Source organism: Allohahella marinimesophila, from assembly GCF_039538005.1.
GTDB classification, from domain to species: Bacteria; Pseudomonadota; Gammaproteobacteria; order Pseudomonadales; family Oleiphilaceae; genus Allohahella; species Allohahella marinimesophila.
This window is the reverse complement of record NZ_BAABBO010000009.1, coordinates 411,495-432,975: the sequence shown is the minus strand read 5'-3', so window position 1 is coordinate 432,975 and position 21,481 is coordinate 411,495. Positions and strand designations below refer to the sequence as shown.

General features: G+C 57.5%; 18 protein-coding genes. 8 read left to right on the top strand and 10 right to left on the bottom strand.

The genetic code is table 11. The features are described 5' to 3' along the window. Positions 1 to 86 precede the first annotated feature (86 nt). Positions 87 to 3,581 (bottom strand): PAS domain-containing hybrid sensor histidine kinase/response regulator, encoded by a 3,495-nt coding sequence (locus ABD735_RS10665; RefSeq protein ID WP_344806142.1) that lies wholly within the window; start codon positions 3,579 to 3,581, stop codon positions 87 to 89. Between the two features lie 124 nt (positions 3,582 to 3,705). Here ABD735_RS10665 and ABD735_RS10660 point away from each other — a divergent pair, with 124 nt between their 5' ends. The 3 genes from ABD735_RS10660 (at position 3,706) to ABD735_RS10650 (ending at position 6,339) form a co-directional block, all read left to right on the top strand. Next, positions 3,706 to 3,987: a DUF4212 domain-containing protein gene (locus ABD735_RS10660; RefSeq protein WP_344806140.1), complete on the top strand. Its 282-nt coding sequence runs from the start codon at positions 3,706 to 3,708 to the stop codon at positions 3,985 to 3,987. Positions 3,988 to 3,990: 3 nt separating this feature from the next. Continuing rightward, complete coding sequence (locus tag ABD735_RS10655; protein WP_344806138.1) at positions 3,991 to 5,727, top strand: sodium:solute symporter family protein; 1,737 nt, start codon at positions 3,991 to 3,993, stop codon at positions 5,725 to 5,727. 102 nt (positions 5,728 to 5,829) lie between these two features. Then, positions 5,830 to 6,339 carry a hypothetical protein gene (locus ABD735_RS10650; RefSeq protein WP_344806136.1) on the top strand — a complete coding sequence of 170 codons (510 nt, stop codon included), beginning with the start codon at positions 5,830 to 5,832 and terminating at the stop codon, positions 6,337 to 6,339. 3 nt (positions 6,340 to 6,342) lie between these two features. On the opposite strand, the gene ABD735_RS10645 is transcribed toward ABD735_RS10650, so the two are convergent. The 9 genes from ABD735_RS10645 to ABD735_RS10605 form a co-directional block, all read right to left on the bottom strand. Continuing rightward, positions 6,343 to 6,687: a YdbL family probable chaperone protein gene (locus ABD735_RS10645; RefSeq protein WP_344806134.1), complete on the bottom strand. Its 345-nt coding sequence runs from the start codon at positions 6,685 to 6,687 to the stop codon at positions 6,343 to 6,345. Between the two features lie 48 nt (positions 6,688 to 6,735). Further along, positions 6,736 to 6,942, bottom strand: a complete 207-nt coding sequence (locus ABD735_RS10640; RefSeq protein ID WP_344806132.1) for a YnbE family lipoprotein — start codon at positions 6,940 to 6,942, stop codon at positions 6,736 to 6,738. A 21-nt stretch (positions 6,943 to 6,963) separates the two neighbouring features. Then, complete coding sequence (locus tag ABD735_RS10635) at positions 6,964 to 9,975, bottom strand: intermembrane phospholipid transport protein YdbH family protein (protein WP_344806130.1); 3,012 nt, start codon at positions 9,973 to 9,975, stop codon at positions 6,964 to 6,966. A gap of 60 nt (positions 9,976 to 10,035) precedes the next feature. Continuing rightward, on the bottom strand, positions 10,036 to 10,332 hold the full coding sequence (locus ABD735_RS10630; protein ID WP_344806128.1) for a PA4642 family protein: 297 nt from the start codon (positions 10,330 to 10,332) through the stop codon (positions 10,036 to 10,038). A 61-nt stretch (positions 10,333 to 10,393) separates the two neighbouring features. Further along, positions 10,394 to 11,308 (bottom strand): shikimate dehydrogenase, encoded by a 915-nt coding sequence (locus tag ABD735_RS10625; RefSeq protein ID WP_344806126.1) that lies wholly within the window; start codon positions 11,306 to 11,308, stop codon positions 10,394 to 10,396. A 13-nt stretch (positions 11,309 to 11,321) separates the two neighbouring features. Further along, positions 11,322 to 12,227 carry an oxygen-dependent coproporphyrinogen oxidase gene (hemF, locus tag ABD735_RS10620; protein WP_344806124.1) on the bottom strand — a complete coding sequence of 302 codons (906 nt, stop codon included), beginning with the start codon at positions 12,225 to 12,227 and terminating at the stop codon, positions 11,322 to 11,324. A 48-nt stretch (positions 12,228 to 12,275) separates the two neighbouring features. Beyond that, the gene (tsaC, locus tag ABD735_RS10615; protein ID WP_344806122.1) at positions 12,276 to 12,860 is read right to left on the bottom strand and encodes an L-threonylcarbamoyladenylate synthase type 1 TsaC; all 585 of its coding nucleotides are present in this window, start codon (positions 12,858 to 12,860) and stop codon (positions 12,276 to 12,278) included. A gap of 29 nt (positions 12,861 to 12,889) precedes the next feature. Further along, the gene (dprA, locus tag ABD735_RS10610) at positions 12,890 to 14,158 is read right to left on the bottom strand and encodes a DNA-processing protein DprA (protein ID WP_344806120.1); all 1,269 of its coding nucleotides are present in this window, start codon (positions 14,156 to 14,158) and stop codon (positions 12,890 to 12,892) included. 109 nt (positions 14,159 to 14,267) lie between these two features. Beyond that, a complete protein-coding gene (locus ABD735_RS10605) occupies positions 14,268 to 15,335 on the bottom strand; it encodes a LysM peptidoglycan-binding domain-containing protein (RefSeq protein WP_344806118.1) in 1,068 nt (355 codons plus the stop codon). Between the two features lie 229 nt (positions 15,336 to 15,564). Here ABD735_RS10605 and def point away from each other — a divergent pair, with 229 nt between their 5' ends. From def to ABD735_RS10580, 5 genes are read left to right on the top strand one after another with little or no spacing between them, the layout of a single operon-like run. Next, the gene (def, locus tag ABD735_RS10600) at positions 15,565 to 16,071 is read left to right on the top strand and encodes a peptide deformylase (protein WP_344806116.1); all 507 of its coding nucleotides are present in this window, start codon (positions 15,565 to 15,567) and stop codon (positions 16,069 to 16,071) included. Then, positions 16,068 to 17,066 carry a methionyl-tRNA formyltransferase gene (gene fmt / locus ABD735_RS10595; protein ID WP_344806114.1) on the top strand — a complete coding sequence of 333 codons (999 nt, stop codon included), beginning with the start codon at positions 16,068 to 16,070 and terminating at the stop codon, positions 17,064 to 17,066. Before def ends, fmt begins: the two co-directional genes overlap by 4 nt. Continuing rightward, positions 17,066 to 18,517 (top strand): 16S rRNA (cytosine(967)-C(5))-methyltransferase RsmB, encoded by a 1,452-nt coding sequence (gene rsmB, locus ABD735_RS10590; protein ID WP_344806112.1) that lies wholly within the window; start codon positions 17,066 to 17,068, stop codon positions 18,515 to 18,517. The genes fmt and rsmB overlap by 1 nt, the downstream gene beginning before the upstream one ends. Before the next feature lie 56 nt (positions 18,518 to 18,573). After that, entirely contained in the window at positions 18,574 to 19,947 is a 1,374-nt protein-coding gene (gene trkA, locus ABD735_RS10585; protein ID WP_344806110.1) for a Trk system potassium transporter TrkA, read from the top strand. 41 nt (positions 19,948 to 19,988) lie between these two features. Continuing rightward, positions 19,989 to 21,437 carry a TrkH family potassium uptake protein gene (locus tag ABD735_RS10580; RefSeq protein WP_344806108.1) on the top strand — a complete coding sequence of 483 codons (1,449 nt, stop codon included), beginning with the start codon at positions 19,989 to 19,991 and terminating at the stop codon, positions 21,435 to 21,437. The last annotated feature ends 44 nt before the right edge of the window (positions 21,438 to 21,481 follow it).

Sequence of the window (21,481 nt, the reverse complement as noted above, 5' to 3'; positions counted from 1 at the left end):
CGCCCCATCAAGAGGCTTGCCTCTTGTAACGGCCCGCTGTCCTTTCGAAGACAGCGGGCTGTTTGCTGTTCCGAGCCAGCGTATGTTCAGCGCTGCACTCGCTCCGCACGTCGGTGATATTGATCCAGTAGGGACCGAAGGCGCGCCGGCTTCACCGGTTTCTTGAGAAAATCGAAGCCACGGACGGACGCCATTTTAGCCAGGTTGTCGTCTGCCGCTCCAGTGATGAGACAGACCATGACCGGCGCATCGCTGCCCGGGCCGTCATGCCACAGCGATAGCAAGGATTCGGCCAGAACAAGACCGTTGTTCTGTTCGGGCAGCTGATCAAAATCCTGCAGTTGATAATCGATGAGCAGCACGTCCGGTCGGCTCTGCGCCGCGATCGCTCGTGCCTCGCTGGCCGTGGTTGCCATAGTCACTTCGCAGTTCCAGCGCTTGAGCAGGCTGCTGAGCGCATCAAGATTCTGCTGCTCATCATCAACACACAGCACACGTAGGCCGAGTGTTCGCTGGCTGCCCTGATTGGCTAGCTCCGGGCCGACGAGGCTCGCCTGAGCCGCAGCGGTGACTTCAGTAGACCCTACCCTTGGCAGCTCGATAGCAAAGAGGCTGCCCCTGCCGGTTTCCGACCGCAGTCGTAGTGGATGATTCAGCAGCTGACTGAAGCGCGTCGCCACCGGCAGGCCAAGGCCAATGCCTTCCAGGTTTCGATGCATGGGTTGGCGATAAAATTCATCGAAGATTTTCGCCTGATCAGCCAGGCCGATACCACTGCCAGAGTCGATGACCTGAACTTCCAGTCGATCCTCGCCACGACGCCTGCAGCCGAGAATGACTCGACCCACGGCGGTATATTTTACCGCATTGGAGACCAGGTTCTGGATGATCCTGCGAAGATAGATGGGGTCCGAACGCACCAGTGCCCGACAAGGATGATAGCGCAGGGTACAGCCTGGCTTGAGCTGTACCGAAAACTCATCGACGATGGCGTGGAGCAGATCATCGATGGCGAAATCGGTAATCTCGGGCTTGAGCGAGCCAGTATCGAGCCGAGCCACCTCGAGCAAAGAATTGATGATGCCCTCAGCGCTTTGCAGCGCACCGTGAATCTTCCTGATTTCGGACAGGTCACGTCGATTTTCACCCGTACTGGTATCCAGCAGACTGCCAGCATAAAGACTGGCCGCGTTGATGGGCTGCAGCAGGTCGTGCGTCGCCAGGGCGAGAAATTTCGATTTGCTCCGGTTGGCCAGCTCGGCCTCGCCCTTGGCCTTCACGAGCTCATCGTTGATATGCTGAATGGTGGCCGTACGCTCGGCCACACGACGCTCGAGTTCGACGTTGGCCTTTTCGAGCGCGGTCTGAACCTGTACGAGGGCGGTCACGTCGTCATACGAAGTGACATACCCACCATTCGGCAGCGGACGCCCTTCGATTTCCAGCACTGTTCCCAGCGGGTAATGCCGCACAAACTTGTAGGGCCGGTTTTCCTGCAGCAGCTTGAGACGCTTGTGAACCAGCTGATCCACAGGCCCTTCCCCCAGCAGATCCTGTTCGGCGTTATGTCTGAACAGTTCCGCGACGGGCACGCCGACCCGAAGCATGCCTTTTGGATAGGGAAACATCTCCTCATAGCGCCGGTTCCAGGCAACGACCTGCAGCTCAGCGTTGACCACGCTGATGGCTGAAGACATGTTATCGAAGGATGCGGACAGGATCTCCTGGTTGAACTGCAGCGCCTTGCTGGTCTGCTCGAAGATGGACACCACATCCTCGATACCGATCGCCGTCTCGCTACGCAGATCTTCGACCAGGCGCTGAGCAGAGGCGACACCGACGACGCCAGACAGCGCATGCTTGGCGTGATCGATGATATCGGAACTCAGACGCGCCTCGGCACCGCCGGTCTGACCCGCAAAGATTCGCCTGAAAGTACCGGCGTCGAGGAACTGCCGAAGCAGCCCGGAGAGATCGCCGTGGAGTATATCAGAGGCCCCCGCCTGGGCCAGTTCACGTCCGCCATCGGCATCGGACGAAGTGAAGCTCCTGGCTTGCACCCTGTCGGTCAGGTTCGGCCGGAACAGCATAGAGCCTACGATCAGACCGGTGACATTGGCGGACAGGGCCAGCAGCGTACTGAGGCTGAAGGCTTCTCCCGCCGTGCCACCTGAGGGTCCGGTACCGGCACCTATGGCCAGTGGCGCCAGCGTATAGCCAAGAATGCATAATCCCGCTGCCAGGCCGGCATAGACTCCATAGGCATTCGCACCTGGCCACAGTAGCCCGCCAATGATCGCCGGCGCCAGTTGTACCACCACTGCAAAGGCCAGCAGGCCCAGACTCGTCAGACCAGCCGTGTCAGGAAAGCTCAGGTGGAAGGCCCAGGCCAGCAACAATACGCTGACTATGGTCGCCCGGCGCATGGTCACGAGTCTCGACAGGACCTTCGACCCCTGGCTGAGACGCTTTCTGTCGCCGACGCCGCGCAGGTATAGCGGCAGAATAACGTCGTTGCTCAGCATCTGGCTCAGCGTGATCGTCGACACGATGATCATGGCTGTAGCTGCAGAAAATCCGCCCAGAAACACGAACAGCGCAAGTCCCGGCCGCTCGTATTGCAAGGGCAGCGCGATCACGAACAGGTCTGCCCCCACGTTCACATCACGGAGCAGCCAGTCGCCTGCCATCGCGATGACCAGCACCGCAAGCCCTATCAGCAGCAGGAACAGGGGAAAGATGATCCGCGCGATACGCAGATGGTTCTCGGAAAGGCACTCGACGAAAGTGACGTGAAACATTCGCGGCAGGCAGAAGACCGCGCAGGCCGACAACAGCGTCTGTGTCAGAAAATTCAACCAGTTGATGCCTTCATCACGTCCAGGCATCGCAAACAGGCTGGCCTGCAATGCAGGGCTTTCGGCCGCCACCTCGGCCAGCTCGGCATTGAGCAGCGCCACCGCGAAGATGGCCACGCTCATAAGTGCGACCAGCTTAACCACCGACTCGAAGGCGATCGTGCCCATGAGCCCGCCGTGATAGCTCGCAACATCGAGACGTCTGGTGCCGAACATCAGGGTAAAAGCCATCATGCTGAGCATGATCAGGAAAGTGCCGTTTTTCAGCAACAATGAATGTTCCGGCAACAGGAAAGCCAGTGTCGCCGACACGGCCTTCAGCTGCAGAGCGATATACGGCACGGTGGCCAGCAACAGGATCAGCGTCGTCAGCATGGCGATACCCTGGCGCTTGCCATAGCGGGAGGCGAGGAAGTCTGCGAGCGAGCGAATGTTTTCTCGCTTGGTAATGCGCAGTGTCCGTCTCAGCAGGCGAAACCCGAAGACGAACAGCAGCACTGGGCCCAGCAGAATGGGGAGGAAGCTGAAGCCTTCCGTGGCCGCCGTACCCACCAGGCCATAGAAAGTCCAGGACGTGCAGTAGACGCCCAGCGCAAGGCTGAACACGAGTGGGTGACTGAAGACCGTGCTGTTGTCGAAATGGGTGTCGTCGCCACGTCGGGCAATGCTGAAGAGCAGCCACAGATAGCCCGCGACCATGAGCATGAGCAGAACAGCAAACATCGTTCAGTGCCTCAGGAGCGCTTCGCCAGCGCAGGAGTTAGACCAAAGTCGTGCAGCGGCTTTACACGGCGCCTGTTATCTTCCGATGCAGAACAATAGCAAAAAAGCATCTCGGAGAAACTCTATGGATCCTAATCATCCCGACAGCCGCATGGCTTACTGGAAGAAGAATACCAGTCTCGTCATCAAGCTACTCATCGTCTGGTTCGTGGTCTCGTTCGGCTGCGGCATCATTCTGGTCGAGCCCCTCAACACGATTCAGATAGGCGGTTACAAACTCGGCTTCTGGTTTGCCCAGCAGGGGTCAATCTACACCTTCGTGGCTCTCATCTTCTATTACGCTCATCGAATGAAGAAAATCGACCGCGAAGCCGGTCTTCATGAACGCGACGAGAACGGGGAGTAGACCATGACAGAGCTGCAGTTACTCAGTTACCTCGTTGTTGGCGCCACATTTGCGCTCTATATCGGCATTGCCTTCTGGGCACGGGCTTCGACGACCTCGGATTTCTACATCGCCGGTGGTGGTGTTCATCCCGTAGCCAACGGTATGGCGACCGCCGCTGACTGGATGTCAGCCGCTTCATTCATCTCCATGGCCGGCCTGATTTCATTCTACGGCTATGGCGGCGCCGTTTTCCTCATGGGCTGGACTGGCGGATTTGTATTATTGGCGATGTGTCTTGCACCCTATCTCAGGAAATTCGGCAAATTCACGGTGCCTGAGTTCATCGGCGAGCGCTACTACTCCAGGACTGCACGAATCGTGGCCGTCATCTGTCTCATTCTGGCCTCAGTGACTTACGTCATCGGTCAGATGAAAGGCGTTGGTGTGGCGTTCTCGCGCTTCCTGGAAGTACGGTACGACATAGGCCTCTACATCGGTATGGGCATCGTGTTCATCTACGCCGTCATGGGCGGGATGAAGGGCATCACCTACACCCAGATTGCCCAGTACGTGGTCTTGATCCTCGCCTATACCATTCCTGCAGTGTTCATATCGCTCAACCTGACCGGCAACCCGATTCCACAACTGGGTCTCGGTTCGACCATCACGGGCACCGACATCTATCTGCTGGATCGTCTCGATCAGGTAGTCACCGAGCTTGGCTTCGCGGAATATTCAACGGATGCACGGCTGAGCCTGACCAACATGTTCTTCTACACCATGTCCCTGATGATCGGAACCGCGGGTCTGCCACACGTCATCATCCGTTTCTTCACCGTACCGAAGGTCAGCGATGCCCGCAGCACCGCCGGCTGGGCACTGGTCTTCATCGCCATTCTCTACACCACGGCTCCTGCCGTAGCGGCGATGGCTCGTCTGAACCTCATCAATACCATCGACCAGCCGCAGCAGGCAGAAAACCTGGAGTATGCAGAACGACCGAACTGGTTCAAGAAGTGGGAAGCCACCGGCCTGCTCGCTCATGAGGACAAGAACAACGACGGCAGAATCCAGTACGTCGCTGATCCGGAAGTCAACGAAATGACGACGATCGACCCGGACATCATGGTGCTGGCCAACCCTGAAATTGCACGCTTGCCGAACTGGGTTATCGCGCTGATAGCAGCAGGTGGTCTCGCAGCAGCCCTGTCGACGGCAGCCGGTCTGCTACTGGCTATCTCCTCCTCGATATCGCACGATCTGCTCAAGGGTGTCTTCATGCCCAATATATCGGAACGGGCGGAATTGATGGCGAGTCGGGTGGCCATGGCCGGGGCCATACTCGTAGCGGGGTATCTGGGTTTGAACCCACCGGACTTCGCGGCGGGGACCGTGGCCCTCGCCTTTGGTCTGGCGGCCTCCTCGATCTTCCCGGCACTCATGATGGGTATCTTCATGAAGCGCATGAACAAGGAAGGTGCCATCGCAGGGATGATCGCTGGTATCGGTATCACGCTGCTCTATGTATTCCAGCATACCGGCGTCATGTTCATAGCCAGTACGTCCTATCTGGGTGACATGCAGCCGAACTGGTTCTTCGGTATCGAACCGAATGCCTTTGGCAGTATTGGCGCCATCGTGAACCTGGTCGTCGCAGTGACTGTGAGCAAGTTCACGGCTGAGCCTCCAGCTGAGGTCGTCGCACTGGTAGAACACATCCGTGTTCCCCAGGGTGCTGCCGCGGCCGTAGCCCACTAGCCCCTCCCCACCCCCGGTCCGTGCGGTTTCCCTTCCGCCGCGCGGATCGATACACTCTGCCCTCCAGCAATATCCACGCGCTATTCGATTCAAGACCAGCCCATGAATGCAGCCTTCAGCTTACTCACCAATAAACATGTCGTGATTGCCATGATCGTGGCTCCCATACTCGCCATACTGGCGTATCTGGGCACTGATGCCATGGTCTCCGAAAAACCCGCGCTGCCTGAGGTGGACGAGAGTTACCCACTCGTGGCGCATTCCAACTGTCGATATGAAAGTGGTCTGTGTGAACTGGAGAATGGCGATCTGCTCATTACGCTTCGTTTCGACGCTGAAAGGCCCGCCCTTTCGCTGACCTCGAGCCATGCGATCGACGCAGCCTTTGTTCAGATCGGGACGGAAGTCCAGGAACCACCCACCATCATGCGCCCGGCACAGGGAGAGACCGCCGAATCCGGCAAGCTGTGGCAACTGGAACTGGCTTCGATGCCGAGCGAGGAGGAATTGCTCAGACTGGTAGTGGTCAGGAAAGGCAGCCGATTCTTTGTTGAAACCGGTACCGCCTTTTCAGTCTACGACAATGGTTTTGGCGTGAGCAAACAGCGCTGACTATCAGAGTTTCTGCCATTGACCGTTTGGCAGGCGAACGAAATGACCAGGCTCTGATTTCTCGATCAACTTCTTGCCTGCAAGCGCGCCCACCTTGCTGACCTCTATCTTGTTTTTCTCTGCAACGCGAACGTAAGCGTCTTCACGTTTGGCGTTGATCTCCTGCACAAGTGCTTCTGCCTCGGGGCTGGTAACCACGGCAGCGAGATAACCATTCGGCTGCTCCCCAACCAGACCCTGAGCCTTCGCAGATTCAAGATCAAGCGCCCAGGCCTGAAGACTCAACATGGCGATAAACGGCAGGACGGCAAGAGATCTGAACCGGTTAAGCAATCGTGCGACAATCATAAGACTCTCCAAAAATGGCTGAAAGACTGGCATATGGCCGCCCAACAATCAGAAAATATCATCTTCTTCATCAAACAGATTTTCCAGATCCTTTTCGACGCGAACCCTGACTTCGTGCTCAATCTTGACGTTCAGATTGATGGTGATCGGTTCGGACGCTGCAAGCTCGACCCTTGGCGTGCAGGCACTGAGCCCAAGCAGCCAAAGGCCCGCTATCAAGATCGAAACAGACACTGAGCGTTGGCCTGCTGACATGAAACCACTCCTGTTAAAACGCTATTCGTAGGCTTTGAGCAGACGCTGTTCCAGGGTCTCACTCAGATTTTTGGTCATTTCGAGACTCTGCAATAGCGAGAGAATATTGGTCTCGACGTTCAGGTTGTAGTGAATCGGCCTGGCTTCCATGACCTCTGGATTCCGACCCCGCAATTCCAGGTCGAGCTTCAGCCACTCGTCGTCGTCGAAGATAACACTCGTCTTCAACGAATCGTATTGGAAATTGCCGAGGGCACCGACTGCGAACAGCAACTGCGGATTGCCACCGGCCATGCTCTGCCACTGACCCGCTTCTTTCAGCTGAATTCGGCCACCGCCATCAGCGGTGAGCTGGCCCGGTGCCGAAGCCGGAATCTGAACACTGCTTCCAGTATAGACCAGGCCAAGCCGGCCGCTGATCGTTCCCGAGGCGTCGATATGCTCGTTCTCGAGTGCGACCAGAGCACCGAGGTCGATACCGCGCAAGTGCAGGGGGACGTGCAGCGGGTCGGCTTCACTCACCCGGGACAGTGGCAAGGGCAAGGTCACGCTATCAGCGAGGCTCGCTTCGCCAAGAAAAGCACCGATCCTCGCCTTGGTGAGGGTGACCGAGCCGACAATGCCAGCGTCGCTGCCCGGCGGGCGTCCCGGACCGTAGAGCAGGTCGGTGGTCAGCTTGACGAAGGCTGCCGGAAACGGCAGGCCGAGCAGTGTGAGATCGGCACTGACGGTCGACAACGCCTCGCCCTCGCTGAACACCTGTACACGCTGCTCGCTGGCCGCCAGGCTGGCGCTCACAGTGAGGCGCCTCGCTTCGGCCTTCTCAGTGATAACCTGCCACTGCTGCAGACCGAGCAAGCCCTCGGCAGACCAGCGTGGCTGGGGCCTGGAGAGATCAAGTCCGACCGCGCCTTTGAAGAGCAGCGTGCCCGGTGTCACGTCCAGGCCAGGCACAAGCTCGCCCACCGCATCGACCAGCGCTGCATTCAGCAATGTGCGGTCTGGCTGCCCACTCAGACGCAGCGTGCCTTCCGCGCTGCGGTCTTCAGGCACGGCTCGCAACCTGGCAGTCAGCTTCAGCCCTGCGAGCTCCAGCGCTTTCACATCCAGCAGAATGTCCGGACTACCCGCCCGCGTCGGTTTGAGGGTTTCGAGAGCAAAACTCGCTGTTATGGGCACAGGCTCTGATACTGGCAGGTGCTCACTGCGCACCTGCATATCCAGTTCCGCAACGCCACTACCGGCTATTGATTCAGCTTTAAGGACAAATGTGCCGTCCGCTGCTCGCTGTTGCGGAAGCCTGAGATGCAGTTGTGGAATCTTCAGATTGAGTCTGTCGATGCTCCCCTCAGGTCGCTCGAGATTGCTGAAGCTGAGCGCCAGGTCGTTCAGGTCAATCTGCCAGACATCAGTTGCTGACGTCGTCAGCGGTCGCAGCACCTCGACGCCGCCGTTCAGCGACCAGCGCTTGGGAAGTAGCTCATGAAGCTGCTGACCTGAGGATGCCAGGCTGAGTATCAGGCTGGACGGCAGCGCGAAACTGTCGGCTGACGAAGCGTTGCCTTTCGGGCCAGCGCCTGGTGTCAGTTGAAGCGCCAGGCTGTTTTGTGAAGCCTCGACTGAGAGCCCAAGGGGCCAGTTGCAGTCTGGCAGACTGCTGCCCGCCAATTGCCAGCGCTCGACACTACAGTTCACTGCGCCTTGTTCCACTCGCCAGGGCTGTAGCACCGTCGATTGAAGCCCGGTCGACTGGAACCAGGCATTGTTCTGCCACCAGGCGGCTATTGGTTCCAGACGATAGACGCCGGGGCTGGTATCGAGCTTGAGCCCGTCAGCTTCCCGGTCAAGCTGAAGTGTCTGGGCAAAGCGCAGACGGCCTGGCGGCCCACTCACATCCAGCGTCACGTCGGCAGAGAGATGAGCGCGTTCGGGCTGTATGGGGTGAGGCAGTAGACTATCATCAAGCCACATGTCGGCGTCCAGCTCCATAGCCGCCTCGTTAATTCGCAATGGCAGCGGCTGCATGAAAACCGGGCCGATGGCGGGTAGCAAAAACTCTGGGGCCAGGCCTGCCGTGGACAGCGCCAGATTCCCCCTTAATCGCCAGGCAGCGTTATCCGCAGCATCAGGCCCAAGAGACAGCGCCGCCTGCAGTGGACTTGAATGTATGTCCAGGCGCATCGCTTCCTGGTCTATAGATGCTTCCATACGAAGGGGGAACTGCGGGTCCAGCGAGAAGGAGAGCGCGCCATCCTGGGCGGTGTCATGGCCCTTGCCATACTCCCGCCATACAGACGGCAGAGACAATACACCGGCGGTAGCTAGCGCCAGAAACATCGGGCGATGGCCCAGCCCTCCGACATGAGCCGAGAACGCTTTGCTGACAAAGCCCAGTTGCTCAGACACATCAGAGTCGCGAGCCGCTTCACCAGTGTTTGCCGAGACCTGAAGATGATCGAATTTCACTGTGGCATCGATCTGTAGTCCGAAGGGGAGATCAATCTCAGGGATAAACCCGGGAGGCTGCGCATAGACGGTATGCTCGGGCCCCAAAGCTTCAAAAAGCTTCGCCAGCTTGCGACCTGAACGCTCGGGCACCGGTGCCTGCCGGTCTTCTGAGCTGGCTGGTGTGGAATCCTGCGGTACCAACATCATAGGCAGACGACGCCCTGACTGCAGATCGACACGTGTGGCCTGAACCGCTATCAATAACAGATCGCTTTCGGGGTCCCGTGCCATGGACGGCAGCGTCAGCATACGCTGGAGCAAGGTGTAGGGGGGCCGACTGTTCGGACTGTTCGGATGAGTCCAGCTGACAGAGAGATCGTCTACTGTCAGCACAAGGGACTCGTTCACCAGCATCAACTGGCCGACGCGAAGACCATCAAGCGTCGGTCGCGATACCTGTTTCAGCTTGAGTGAGAAACCATTAGCGTGGCCGACTCGCTCGACCAGCGCAGGCACCCAGTAAGGGCTGGTGAACCAGAGGGCAATGCTCAGCCAGATGAGACCGAGCAGCAGTGATAGCAGCAACGCCAGTACAAAACCGGCGCTTCGCTTCAGGCGCAGAAAAACCTCTCTCTGCCCTGATTGTCAGGCGCTATTCGTCGCCTCACGCAGGATGTCGCGATAATCGCTGGCCGCTTCATGCGACTCGATTCTCTGCAGCAGCGTTTCGCCATTCAAATTCTTCGCATGCAGGTTGCGACCCGCTGTCTGGAAGAATTTTACAAAACGTCTGAAGTCGTCTGCTCTCATGTACTCATACGCATTTTGAAGTGCATGATAATCTTCATCGGTTTCATCGTAGGGCTTCAGATTCAGAAAGCTTCTGACACGCTCATCGTCCCAGACTTCGTCAGTGACTTTTGGCTGTGAAGGTCCACTCACGGTTGATCTCCTTTTTGTTTAGTTGTATCAAAATGAAGACAGGACAATTCGGCCCTGACTATTACAGACCTTTACGAAGCGCTTCGAGAACGGGCGCAGTATCAGGCACCACCCCGCGCCATAGACGAAACGCAGCGGCTGCCTGTTCGACCAGCATGCCAATGCCATCTGCACAGTGAGTCGCACCGTGTCGCTTGCACCAGGTAATGAAGGCAGTGTCGTCATGGCTATACATCATATCGTAGATCAATTGATCGGCGCGCACGAGTTCCACCGGCAGATCAGGGACGTCTGCCTGCAGACTCGCCGAAGTGGCGTTGATGATGAGGTCGTAGGGGCGCATCGTCAAATGCGCCGTGTCCGCCAGTGCACACGCATCCAGTACGCTGTCATCCGCACGTCGGCTCTTGCGATTCTCGGCGGCCATCGACACCAGCGCAAAGGCTTTTGACGGCGACCTGTTGGTGACAGTGAGACGTGAAACGCCCGCCTCCAGCAGTGGATGCAGGCAACCTTTCGCAGCGCCGCCGGCACCCACCAGCAGTACGGACTGGCCGGCGAGGCGAAAACCGATATTTGTCTGCAGATCGGCCACGAGCCCCTCACCATCGGTATTATGACCGTAGGTGAAACGTGGCTCGGACTCGCGACGTCCGTCAGCCGAGCGACCCGGCGTTGGCAAACTCGCAGACCCGGCGGGCCGCCCGATCATGAGCGTATTCACTGCTCCGGAATATTCCGCTTCGAGTGAGCATTCAGTGGCGAAGGCGCGGGCCTGCTCCTTGAATGGCACGGTAACGTTTACGCCCTTTCCACCTTTGGCAAAAAAGTCGCTGACGGTCTGCCTGAAGCCATCGAGCGGTGCCTGTAGCGCCAGATATTCCATATCCTGACGAGTCTGCTGCGCAAACATGGCGTGTATCTTAGGCGACTTACTGTGCGCGATCGGGTGGCCGATGACGGCGTACATGTCCATGAATCATAATCCTTCAGTCAGCTAACCAGTCTCTGTCGGTCAAATAGTAATCGGTGAGCTTCGCTTCCGGCGAACCCGGCTCTGGCGCCCAGTCGTAGGCCCAGCGCACTAATGGCGGTAGCGACATCAGTATCGACTCCGTGCGGCCACCACTCTGAAGCCCGAACAGGGTGCCGCGGTCGTAGACCAGATTGAATTCGACATAGCGTCCGCGACGGTACAGCTGGAAGTCCCGCTCTCTCTCCCCGAAATCAGTTGACCGCCGCCGTTCGACGATAGGCACATAGGCATCGAGGTAACTCGAGCCAATGCTCTGCATGAACTCGAAGCTACGCTCGAAGCCCCATTCGTTCTGGTCGTCGTAAAACAGGCCACCAATACCTCTTGGTTCGTTGCGATGCCGGATATGAAAATAGCGGTCGCACCAGGCCTTGTAACCGGAATAGACCTCTGGCCCGAAAGGATCGCAGGCCGCCTTTGCCGTGGCATGCCAGTGACGGCAGTCTTCATCGAAACCATAATAGGGTGTGAGGTCATAGCCGCCTCCAAACCACCATACCGGGGCTTCACCCTCACGCTCAGCAATGAAAAACCTGACATTGGCATGCGATGTAGGTACGTAAGGGTTGCGCGGATGCATCACCAGCGAGACGCCCATGGCTTCAAAGCCTCGACCTGCAAGCTCGGGACGATTGGCGGTCGCGGAAGGGGGTAGCTGGGCACCAGTCACATGAGAAAAATTGATGCCGCCTTTTTCGAAGACTGCCCCCTCGGTCATGACTCTTGAGCGTCCCCCACCGCCCTCGGGTCTGCTCCATTGATCTTCCTCGAAGCAGGCACGCCCGTCGATGGCTTCAAGGCCACGGCTGATGGTGTCCTGCAGACTCAGCAGATAGGCTTTTACTTGATCTTTCTGCACCGCTTCGAACACTCCTTCAAAAGATGGCTACCATTTTCCGATGAGCGGTCAGCGCAATTGACGCCCGGTCAGGGCATCAAAAATGGCGGATGGGCGGTCGAAGCCAAGCGTGTCACCAGGCAGGCAGTATACCTGATCACCAAAACATTTCAGAACCTGCAGCCGCCCTTTCAACGCGGGCTGCCCAGCCCTGTTGGCAGATGTCGAAATGATTGGACTGTCGAGGTACCGTGTGAGTTCAACCACGAGCGGATGTGTCGTGACTCTGGCTGCGATGGCGGAATGCTGACCATACACCAGTGGTGAATAGGCCGTGGTTTTTGGCAAGGGAATGAGCCAGGTGGTTGGGCCAGGCCAGGTCGATGCAATTTTTGTCCTGGCTTCAGCCGTGAGTCTGGCGCCACCCTTCGTCTGCTCGGCATTGAGCAGATCATCAAAATGAGCGGCCTGACCGGATATGAGAATCAAGCCCTTGCGCCAGTCCCGCTGCTTCAGCGCCAGCAAGTTCTCCAGTGCCTGTTGATTCATCGGGTCGCAACCCAGGCCCCACACACTTTCGGTAGGATATGCGACGATACCGCCTTTTTTCACGTGGTCGACAGCTTTCAGTAGTAGAGGAAGCGCAAATCGCATGGTAGTTCGGGCCGCTGGAACAGGATTGGCTACTTTAGCTGAAACTCGGTCCGTTGATAACGCCCTCCGTCCTGAATCACGACATCGTCGAGCTCGAGCGACAACAGTGTCTGCATCAGCTCACTGACGTCTAGCCCTGTATCGGCCACCAGTTCGTCGAGATCCTTTGGCGCAGACAGTGCATTGAGGACCTGTTGGTCCATCCCCTCATGGGTGAGACTGTTCGAACCGGCTGACGCCGTTTCAACCCAATCGGGCTGATGCTCAAGGCCGTGCAATACACGATATGTTTCGAATGCCCCTGCTAGTCTCTGAACGATGTCCCTGGCCGTCTCGACCAGGGCCGCGCCCTGTTTGATGAGCGAATGACACCCGCGCGACTCGGTACTGTAGATCGACCCCGGAATGGCCATGACCTCGCGCCCAAGATCGAGCGCAGCCAGGGCGGTATGCAACGACCCGCTGCGAACGCCCGCTTCCACGACCAGCGTACCCAGGCAGAGTCCGGCAATGATGCGATTGCGCTTCGGGAAGTGATGTGGCGCCGGTTGCGTGCCTGGGAGAAATTCACTGACCAGTAGCCCATTGTGCGCAATGGCCATTTGTAGCGGTTTGTTCGCCGGCGGATAGAAGACATCGGTGCCACACCCCAACACCGCAATGGTGCGTGTGTCGGCACTCCCTTGATGCGCCGCTGTATCAATGCCCAGGGCGAGTCCGCTGGTGACGATAAAGCCATGCGCGCTCAACTCCTTCGCAAAGGCCTTGGCGACGTGCAGGCCCTGCCGACTGGCTCGGCGTGAACCGACGATAGCGATTTGCGGAAAGGCGAGCAGATCCCGCTCACCCTTGAGATAGAGAACCGGCGGCGGATTTTTCAACTGCTTCAGGAGTGGCGGGTAGTCGTGATCCAGAAGCGTCATGAGGCTGTGATCTGCGGCCGAATCAAGCCAGCTCGACACCACCTCAATCGTTTCAGCTGTCAGCGTATCCGCCACTTCGCTCCCGGTCATGCAGCGCCGCACCCGGGCACACTCAGCGGGAGAAAGCGCGGTCGCCTGCCCGCAGCTCTGAAAGGCGTTTCCAGGTAACACTAAGCCCTTCTGGATCATCTCGGCTGCCAGCGCGAGCTTGACGGGGCCGAAGCCTCTCGAGTTGACGAGCAGCAGCCAGCGGCGATGGGTGTCGCTCAAACGCGATCTCGATTCGGAGGGGTCTTGGGTTCTATTCTGATCATGCAGCGCACAAGGCGCCGTGCTGTCTGCCTGGACGGCAGACATACGGAAGAGGTCATTCATTTCGTTCATCCTTGAACGTCAATCGAAGTGGTCAAGTTTACAGCAATGTGCTGCCCCAGCCTAGCCGGGTGAGATCTGGAGTGCCCGGCCCGCGGCCGGACAAGGGCGCTTACTCGGGATTACGCACCTTGTCCAGTGTCGACAACGGCTGCTCGGCGCTCAGTATCAGGCCGTAACTCATCTTGTCGAATACCCGGAATACCATCAGCATACCTGCTCTGGCAGGTGGCAACTGAATGACTTCCTTGGTGTACGGATCACGAACCTGCTCACCACGCTTATACACTGCCAGTACGTTGCCGTTCTTGATACCCTCGCGCTCACCACGGTTGAGGACCACTACGTCATACTGGCCGATCTGCGTAACGCCATCGAGTACAGCTACGATGGTCCCGTCGACGCCGCCATCTGGATTGCTCGGATAATAGGTTGCCGTGATATCGCGTGCATCTTCCTGCAACAGACGGTCACCCTGTCGGATTTCCTCGGACGAACGCTGGATATTGACGGTCGAGACATCGCCCTGTTTTTCGCTGATACGGCCAGCAGCGATCGAGCGCGCCTCTATGCCCAGCATTTCCTTCGTTTCAGGATCAATGTAGACCTGGCCGCGCCTGAACACGCCATAGCTCTCGTCGAGTGCGGTATCGCCTCGTGCGTAAACACTGTCACCAGAACCAACGATGAGATTGCCGCGCTTGCCAAGCAGTACATAGGGTGCGGCTTCGAGTTCTTCTTCGGTGGTAATTCTGTTCGAACTCAGGAAGGGCGCAATGGCTTCCAGCGGAATGGCTGGAATGGCACTGGCCATAGGCGTGGCACGAATCTTTGGCGACAGCTTCAGGGTATTGCCAGCTTCTCCACGACGTGCCACGGTTACGCGCGGCTGACCTTCCACATACACCAGCGACAGTTCATCGCCAGGGTAGATAAGGTGAGGATCGTTGATCTGAGGATTGACGTACCAGATCTCGGGCCAGTACCAGGGATTCTGCAGGAAACGTGAGGAAATGCCCCACAGCGTGTCACCTTTGACTACGGTGTACTGTTCAGGATGGTTATCGCGCAACCGTGGCTCGGCAGACACTGCCTGCCATAACAGTGGTGCAACTACCATGGCACTGACGAGAAGGCGCTTGAACATCTGCTTACCAGGTCGCCATACGGATCGCATCATCGGTCTACCTTTTGCCGTGAGAGCCGGCAAACTGCAGCTTGCCGGGACTGTAATTTGTAGATGCCGCGGCGCTGAGCGATAATAGGCTATTGCCTGCACAGGGCGCACGGAGTCTTTTTAGAGCTCGTTTGCTAATACTAGCAGGCGTTCGTAATTATGTTAGTTTGCACCCTGTGGAAAAGCAGAATTTGTTAACTGTTCAACTATTGAGCTACGGAACACTTTCAGAATGAGCCAGTTAGAGATTTTGGAGTTCCCTGACCCGCGGCTGAGAACCATCGCCAAACCGGTCATCGAATTCGACGAAAAATTGCAAAAGCTCGTCGCGGACATGTTCGACACCATGTACGAAGCGCCGGGTATCGGGCTGGCTGCGACCCAGGTCAATGTCCATCAGCGAGTCGTCGTGATCGATGTGTCCGAAGATCACTCGCAACCCCTCGTGCTGATCAACCCGTCGTATACGGTGCTTGAGGGCGAGCCTGAAGAAATGCAGGAAGGCTGTCTGTCGGTACCTGGATTCTATGAGGGTGTGACGCGCATAGACCATGTTCTGCTCAAGGCCTGCGACGAATACGGCAAGCCATATGAACTCGAAGCCAGAGGCCTGCTCGCAGTCTGCATCCAGCATGAGCTGGATCATCTCGACGGCAAGCTCTTCGTCGACTATCTGAGTACCGTAAAGCGTTCCCGAATACGCAAGAAGCTGGAAAAACAGCATAAGTTGCAAGCTTGACTTCATCCCGAGCACCCGTCGTCTTTGCCGGTACACCCGAGTTTGCAGCAGCCAGCCTCAAGGCCCTGATCGATAACGGCTGCAATGTCGTGGCGGTTTACACACAACCTGACCGTCCTGCCAGACGCGGCCAGAAACTGCAGGCCAGTGCGGTGAAACAGCTCGCGCTGACCCATGATATCCCGGTGGAGCAGCCTGAGAATTTCCGCAGTCCAGAGAGTATCGAGACCCTTCGCGCCTACAAGCCCACGCTTATGGTCGTCGCGGCCTACGGCCTGTTGCTGCCACAGCTTGTTCTCGACATCCCTAAGCATGGCTGTGTCAACATTCATGCCTCGCTGCTGCCTCGCTGGCGCGGTGCGGCCCCCTTGCAGCGTGCCATAGAAGCTGGTGACCGGACCTCCGGAGTCACCCTCATGCAGATGGAAGCAGGTCTGGATACCGGTCCGATGCTGGCGACTATTCAATACGATCTTGCCAAGACTGAAACTGCAGACAGTCTGCATGACCGTCTGGCCACCTTGGGCGCCGAACTGCTGGTCGAGAACCTGCCGATGCTATTGACTGGCGAAGCCAGACCGGTCGTGCAGGAAAACGCCCAGGCGACTTATGCGCACAAGTTGACCAAGCAGGAAGCCAGAATCGACTGGACCAGAAGCGCCACTGTAATTGAACGAAAGATACGTGCGCTCCATCCCTCACCCATGGCCTGGTGTTGTGATGGTGATGAGCGCATTCGCGTATTGGGCGCTGAAATCATTGGCGAGGGTGGACTCGGTTCCCTGACCATCCCGGCTGGTGCCCAGCCAGGCACCGTCATTGGCTTTAACGGTCACGCCATCATTGTACTCTGCCGTGAGAAGAGCCTGCTCGGCCTGACAAAAATTCAGCTGGCAGGCGCCAAGCCGGTGAGTGCAAAGGACTTCATGAACTCCCAGAAGCCCTTCTTGCGCGAAGGTACTGTGCTCGAGACGCCAGCTGCAGACGCTGCCTGATGGCCACTGGCAAGCCCGCCTCATCCAACCCGCGGCTTGCGGCCCTGGGCATACTTCAAGCAGTGATCGTCGGGCAGGAATCACTGGCGTCCGCCATGCCTGCAGGCAACACCGATGAACACGGTCCCACTACCCATACCGCTTTGGTCAAGGCACTGGTCTACGGCACTCTACGCCATTACGAAAGCCTTCAATACCGTCTGAGCCAGTACCTGAGCAAGCCCTTCCGAAGTAAGGATCGCGATGTCGAAATCGTGCTGCTACTTGGCCTGTTCCAACTGATCCATCTCGACAAGCCCGCCAGGGCCTGTGTGAATGAGACCGTAGAACTGTGTCGCGCACTGCGCAAGGACTGGGCCGTGAAAGTGGTAAACGGCGTACTACGCAGCGCGCTTCGCGACGAAGCCGACAGCAAGTCTTCGGGTCAGGCCGTACATCAGCATCTGCCACCGACGGCCCGTTATGAGCTTCCGGACTGGCTACTGCGTCAGCTCAGACAGGACTGGCCCGGCGAATGGCAGCTCGCCGCTTCTGCTTCGAATGTTCAGGCACCGATGTCACTCCGCGTCAACGCGCTCCAGGGCACTGTCGAAGACTATATCGCCCGGCTCGCTGTTGCAGAGATGCCGGCGAAACGGCTGGCCTCTGTTCAATACGGTATTCAATTGGCCCAGGCCTGTGCTGTGGACAAGCTACCTGGCTTCGACGAGGGGCAGGTCAGTGTGCAGGACGAAGCGGCACAATTGTGTGCCGGACTGTTTGTCTCCGCCTTGATGCAGAAGCGCTCGAAAAAGAACCAGCCTTTGCGTCTGCTCGATGCCTGCTCGGCACCCGGAGGCAAGACCTGCGCTGTCATAGAGGCCCTGCTGAGCGAGGGCTATGCCGTTGAGATGATAGCACTGGACATCAGTCGACAACGCCTGGAACGGGTAGAGCGCACCTTCGAGAGGCTGGGACTCGCTCGCCTTGCAGCGGCCGAACCCGACAGGCTCAAGCTCCGCGTGCAGGCCGCCGATGCCGCAGAGCTTCCGGTATGGCGAAGCAGCGAAGCGTTTGACGGCATTCTTGTGGATGCGCCCTGTTCAGGCACTGGTGTTATCAGGCGTCATCCCGACATCAAGCAGCTCAGACGCCCTGACGATATCGCGATTCTGGTCGATCAACAGACTGCCTTGCTGCAGCAGCTGACAGCGTGTCTCGCTCCAGACGGTATTCTCGTTTACGCCACCTGTTCGATACTGATGGCCGAGAACGAGCAGGCGATTGCCCGCCTGCTCGCGACACAGACTGAGCTCACAAGCGTTTCTCCCTCGCGCCTCGGCACAGACTTTGCCCCGCATGCCGACTTCGCTACAGTGTCGGCATGCGCGATGACTGCCCACGGCTTGCAGCTATTTGCGGCAGAAAACGGTCACGATGGATTCTTCTATTCGGTGATACATCGTATATAGTTGTCCGTCTCGTATGTTAACAATCCATTAATGAATCAAGACGGCGCTTATAGCCCATGAAAATCATCATCCTCGGTGCTGGTCAGGTCGGCGGAAGTCTGGCGGACAATCTGGCGAGTGAAGCCAACGACATCACCGTAGTCGATCTCGACGAGAGCCGCCTCAGAACACTCCAGGACACGCTGGATATTCGCACAGTCAAAGGTTCTGGTTCGTATCCCAATGTGTTGAAGCAGGCCGGCGCTGACGATGCTGATATGCTCATTGCCGTCACCAATAGCGATGAGATCAACATGGTGGCCTGTCAGGTGGCGCACACACTGTTCAAGACTCCCACCAAGATCAGCAGGGTACGGGCAGCGTCCTACCTGTCCAGTAAGGAGCTGTTTGGCCTGGAAGCCTTCCCGATCGACGTACTCATCAGTCCGGAGCTCGTCGTCACCCAGCATATCAGTCGCCTTATCGATAACCCCGGCGCACTGCAGGTGCTCGACTTTTCGAACGGCAAGATTCGCCTGGTCGGCATCAAGGCCGTTCCCGGAGCACCGCTTGTCGGTCATGAAATTTCCTATCTACGGAAACATCTTCCGCACATCGATACCCGGGTAGCGGCCATCTATCGCAAGGGGCGGGGCCTCATTCCCGTCGGGGACACCATCGTGGAGCCGGGAGATGAGGTGTTCTACATCGCCGCACGTGACCACATTCAAATGGTCATGAAAGAGCTGCAGCCAACCGACCGCAGTTACAAGCGAATCATGATCGCCGGTGGCGGCAACATCGGTGCCCGACTGGCGCAGATGCTGGAGGGCCGTTATAACGTCAAGCTGATCGAACAGAATCACAAGCGCTGCCTGTTCCTTTCAGAGGAGCTCGACAACACGATCGTGCTGCACGGTAACGCGGCAAACAAGGATCTGCTGCTGGAAGAGAATATCGAGGATACCGATGTCTTCTGTGCGCTGACCAACGACGATGAGGCCAACATCATGGCCAGCATGCTGGCCAAGCGACTCGGTGTCCGCAAAGTCATGACGCTGATCAATAATCCGGATTACGTCGACCTCATACAGGGTGGCGAAATCGACATTGCCATTTCGCCGCAGCAGACCACGATTGGCAGTCTGCTGTCTCATGTTCGCCGAGGTGATATCGTGGCTGCGCACTCACTTCGTCGTGGCGCGGCCGAGGCCATCGAAGTCATCGCGCATGGTGACCACCGGTCGTCGAAAGTCGTCGGCAAACGTATCGATGAGCTGAATCTGCCGGAGGGCGCCACTATCAGTGCGATCATGCGGCGCAGTGAAGTACTGATTGCGCATGACCACATTCGCATTGAACCCGATGATCATGCCATCGTCTTCCTGCTGGACAAACGCAAGATCCGTGAGGTCGAACGACTGTTCCAGGTAGGGCTCACCTTCTTCTAGATTTTCTGCTCGTACGACTGACAATAAGGACCGGGATCGCTTTGCATTACCAGGCAATAGCTAGAATATTGGGCGTACTGCTGATGCTATTCAGCCTTACGCTGCTGCCGTCCATCATCGTGTCGGTTATCTATGCGGATGGGCAGGTCGTACCGTTTCGCAATGCGATGGCACTGCTGTTCGCGCTTGGCTTACTGATATGGTTTCCCACCAGGAATTATCGCTCCGAACTCAGGGTCCGCGATGGCTTCCTGATCACCGTACTGTTCTGGGTTCTGCTCGGAATTTCCGGTTCCGCGCCCTTCTACTTCAACGCGGCCATCGACATGAGCTTTACCGATTCTGTGTTTGAATCGGTCTCTGGCCTGACCACCACCGGGGCCACGGTACTGACCAATATCGATGAACTGCCTGAATCCGTGCGATGGTACCGACAGCAGCTTCAGTGGTTCGGTGGGATGGGCATCATCGTGCTGGCGGTAGCGATACTGCCAATGCTTGGTGTTGGTGGCATGCAGCTCTATCGTGCGGAAACCCCCGGCCCGGTCAAGGATAACAAACTCACCCCGCGTATTACCGAAACCGCCAAGGCCTTGTGGTACATCTACCTCGCGATGACTGTCGTCTGCGCTGTCGCCTACTACTTTGCGGGCATGAACGTATTTGATGCCATCGGCCACAGTTTTGCGACCATTGCGATCGGTGGATTCTCAACCCATGATGCTTCGATAGGCTACTTCGATAATCCCGTCATCGAACTCATCTGCATTTTCTTCATGTTCGCCAGTTCGATCAATTTTGCGCTGCACTTCTTTGCCTGGCGCGAACGTTCGATTCGCATCTACCTGCGCGATGCCGAATTCAAGTTCTATTTCAAGCTGCTGCTAGCGGTATCCCTGATTACTATCGCCGTGCTGATCTGGACCGACACCTATTCCTTCGGCAAGGGTGTCATTCACGGTCTGTTCCAGGTAGTCAGTATCGCGACCACGACTGGCTTCGGCGTCGCCGACTTCGCTCACTGGCCCCTGATTCTGCCCTTCCTCCTGTTTGTCGTCGCCTTCGTTGGAGGCTGCGCCGGGTCGACAGCCGGGGGCATGAAGGTCATGCGGGTATTGTTGGTGTACAAGCAGGGGGCCCGTGAGATCAAGAGGCTGGTACATCCCTCCGCCGTATTCCGGGTAAAGCTTGGCAAGCGTCCAGTGTCTGACCGAATTCTTGAAGCAGTCTGGGGCTTCATTGCTGTCTACATGCTCTCCTTCATCGTCATGCAGATGATTTTACTAGCGACTGGGTTGGATCTGGTAACAGCCTGGTCGGCCGTCGGCGCCGCCATCAACAATCTCGGTCCGGGGCTGGGCGATGTGGCCTTCCACTATGGCGATATCAATGCCGTGGCGAAATGGACGCTATGCTTCGGCATGCTGCTTGGACGACTCGAAGTCTTCACACTTCTGATATTATTCACCCCCGCCTTCTGGCGACGTTAACGCGTTCAGTCCACAAAAAGTCATCGCTGGCGCACGATCCACGT